Annotated in this window: 3 protein-coding genes; 2 read left to right on the forward strand and 1 reads right to left on the reverse strand. The window is 64.0% G+C overall.

The annotated features are described in order from the left end of the window. The first annotated feature begins 89 nt into the window (after window positions 1–89). Entirely contained in the window at window positions 90–1,226 is a 1,137-nt protein-coding gene (locus NW844_RS06145; protein ID WP_414334378.1) for an LptF/LptG family permease, read from the forward strand. Between the two features lie 176 nt (window positions 1,227–1,402). Further along, window positions 1,403–2,491, forward strand: a complete 1,089-nt coding sequence (gene ald / locus NW844_RS06150) for an alanine dehydrogenase (protein WP_414334380.1) — start codon at window positions 1,403–1,405, stop codon at window positions 2,489–2,491. A gap of 33 nt (window positions 2,492–2,524) precedes the next feature. On the opposite strand, the gene NW844_RS06155 is transcribed toward ald, so the two are convergent. Further along, a partial coding sequence (locus NW844_RS06155) for an ABC transporter permease (RefSeq protein ID WP_414334381.1) occupies window positions 2,525–3,292 on the reverse strand: 768 nt, incomplete at its 5' end.

Below are 3,292 nucleotides of genomic sequence, written 5' to 3' on the forward strand. Positions count from 1 at the left end.
CTCCCTCTGGGAGAGGGGCCGGGGGTGAGGGCCTGCCGGAGAACCGTTCACGCTAGCTTGAAATAGCCCTAATCCCTCAACTTTTGCCCATGGCCCGCTTGTTCACCAAGTTCTGGCTGCTGGAGCGCTACCTCTTTGGACAGATGCTCACCCCCCTTTTGGCCGGTATAGCTGGGGGAACCCTGCTGCTTTTGGCGGGCCGGCTCTTTACCCTGGCCGAGCGGCTGGTCGAGGGATCCGTACCGCCCCTGACGGTGTTGCGGCTCTTGATGTTGGATCTGCCGGAGATGGTGGTGCTGGGCATGCCCATCGCTGCTTTTTTTGCCACCATGCTCACCTTGGGCAAGCTGAGCGGCAACAGCGAGATTACCGCCATGCGGGCAGCCGGGATCCCGTTTACGCGCATCTTTCGTCCCCTGTTGCTGGTGGGGCTGCTCATGAGCCTGAGCGCTTTTTTGATCAGCAACGTGCTCTTGCCGGCCAGCAAACGGGAAATCCGCCGCATTGACCAGCAGGCGCTCCTGGCCCAAGCTACAAGCCCGGTGCAATACGACGTCTTTTTCAAGACCGCTCGCGTTGGCGGGACGGAGTCCTTAGACAACCTCTGGTTTTTCATCCGCCAGGTGGATCCGCGGCTAAATACCATGCAGGATGTCACCATCTTGCAGGTGGATCCCTTGCCGGGGGGCAAGTACCAGTTGGCGGAAGTGACGCTGGCGGCCCAGGCGGTGTGGAATGGCCTGGACTGGACCCTCAGCGAAGGAGTGACCCACCGCTACGGCCCCGATGGCCTCAGCCTGGCCGAAGAGCCCTTCGACCGCAAGCCGCTGGCGGTCTCCCAAGATCTGGCCGCCCTGTTGCAGCCGCCAGTTCCCCCCAACGAGCTCAGCCTACCGGAGCTGGCGGAGCGCATCTCCCGCCTGGCCCGCTCCAACCTCAATACCCAGCCCTTGCGCACCGAGTTCCACATGCGCTTTTCCCTGCCCCTGGCCAGCTTTTTTGCCGTGCTGATTTCCCTTCCCCTGGGATCCAGCACCGCTCGCCGTGTGGGCCGCTATGGCGGCGTCGTCTTCGGGATCCTGTTGGTGTTTGCCTACTACGTGGTGCTGAGCGTATCTCGCAGCCTGGGAGAAGCAGGAGCCCTTCCTCCCTGGGCAGCAGCCTGGAGCTTCAACCTCCTCTTCGGTAGCCTCGGCCTGCTGCTCTTGGCCCGCTTCCTGCGCTAGGGATCCCTTCCGGGCGGAGCAACCCCCAACCTAGCCAGGGATCCACCGGATCCCTTCAACACAGTTTCCGTCCCCTTGCGGGGAAAAGGTAGGGATTTTGGCCGGTCTGCGCAGGCCAGGGATCCCATCCCAGCGCCGGTCTGTCTAGACTGGAGAACAGCCCTGTGGGGATCCCTATGCGCATTGGCGTGCCCAAAGAGATCAAAGAGCAGGAGTTTCGCGTCGGCCTGACGCCGGCGGCGGTGCGGGCCTTGACTGAGCAGGGGCACCAGGTGTGGGTGGAGACCCAAGCCGGCCAGGGGGCGGGCTTTAGCGACGAAGACTACCAAAAAGCGGGGGCCAAGCTGGCCGCCACACCGGAGGAGATCTACCGGCAGCAGTTGGTGGTGAAGGTCAAAGAGCCCCTGCCCGCCGAGTATCCCTTGCTCCATCCGGATCTCATCCTGTTTACCTACTTGCACCTGGCGGCCAGCCGCGAGCTGACCCAGGCCCTGCTGCGTTCGGGGGCCACCTGCCTGGCCTACGAGACGGTGGAGCTGCCCGACGGATCCCTGCCCCTCTTGATGCCCATGAGCATGATTGCCGGGCGGCTGTCGGTGCAATTTGGCGCCCACTACCTCACCCGTCAGCAGGGGGGGCGAGGCGTGTTGCTGGGCGGGATCCCAGGGGTGCCGCCGGGGCGGGTGGTGATCCTGGGCGGGGGCACGGTGGGTACGGAGGCGGCCAAGATGGCCGTCGGGCTGGGGGCGCGGGTGCAGATTCTGGACATCAACCTGCAGCGCCTCAACGAGCTGGAGCTGATCTTCGGGTCGCGGGTGGAGCTGCTCTACAGCACCGCCCAGAGCATCGAGGAGTGCGTCCGCGAGGCCGACCTGGTGGTGGGAGCAGTGTTGGTGCCGGGCAGCCGCGCCCCGGTTTTGGTGAAGGAAGAGCTGGTGGCCCAGATGCGGCCCCGCTCTTTGATCGTGGATGTGGCCGTGGATCAGGGGGGGTGCATCGCCACCACCAAGGTCACCACCCATGCCCAGCCGGTTTACGAAGCCCACGGAGTCTTGCACTACGGGGTTCCCAACATGCCGGGGGCCGTCCCCTGGACTTCGACCCAGGCGCTGGTCAACGCCACCCTCCCCTACGTCCTCAAGTTGGCCAACCTTGGCTTGAGCGCCGCCCTGGAGCAGGATCCGGGCCTGGCCAAGGGGCTCAACATCCGGGGCGGAAAGCTCATCCACCCGGCGGTGCGGGCCACCTTTCCCGACTTGAGCTAGCTTGGGCCAGCTTTCCCGTCGGGATCCCTCCCGCTACTGCCGCCAGGCCAAGAGGTAGCGCTCCAGAGCGGCGAAAAAAGAGTAGAGCAGAACACCCATGAGGCCGAGGGCAACCAAGCCGGCAAAGGCCAAGGGCACATCAAAAGAAGAGCTGGCGGACACAATCAGGTAGCCCAGCCCGCGGTTAGAGGCCACCGTCTCCGCGATCACCGCGCCGACAAAGGCCAGCGAAATGGCCACCTTCAGCGAGGCAAACAGATAGGGCAAGCTGTGGGGAAGCCCCACCTTGAGGAAGATTTCCCAACCGCTGGCCCCCAGGGAGCGCAGCACATCGCGCATTTCTGGCTCCACCGTCTCCAGGCCCACCGCCACATTCACGGCAATGGGGAAAAAGGCCAGCAAAAAAGCTGTAATCACCGCCGGGATCATGCCCAGGCCAAACCAAATCGCCAGCAGCGGCACCAGGGCCACCTTGGGGATGGTATTAAACCCCACCAGCAGTGGGTACAGACACAGATGGGCCAGGCGGGAGCTGCCGATAAGGGATCCCAGCAAGATCCCGCCCACCAAAGCCAGCCCAAAAGCCAGCAGGGTTGAGCTGAGGGTAAACAGCGAGTGCCCCAGGATCACCTCGTCCCACTCCTGCATCGACTGCCAGATCGCGCTGGGCGCAGGCAAAACAAAGCGGGGAACCTGCAACAGCCGCACCCCTGCCTCCCAAAGGCCAAGGGTCAGCAGCAGGGTGACCACCGGCAGGAGCAGCGAGGCCGCTTTCGTCTGGAGAAATCGGTCAAAGGAGTT

Source organism: Synechococcus sp. H55.2, assembly GCF_047462495.1.
Taxonomy (GTDB): domain Bacteria; phylum Cyanobacteriota; class Cyanobacteriia; order Thermostichales; family Thermostichaceae; genus Thermostichus.

Bases quoted from the DNA above. Each gene is read 5' to 3' on its own strand.
- NW844_RS06145 (WP_414334378.1), top strand. From the start codon at position 90: ATGGCCCGCTTGTTCACCAAGTTCTGGCTGCTGGAGCGCTACCTCTTT.
- ald (WP_414334380.1), top strand. From the start codon at position 1,403: ATGCGCATTGGCGTGCCCAAAGAGATCAAAGAGCAGGAGTTTCGCGTC.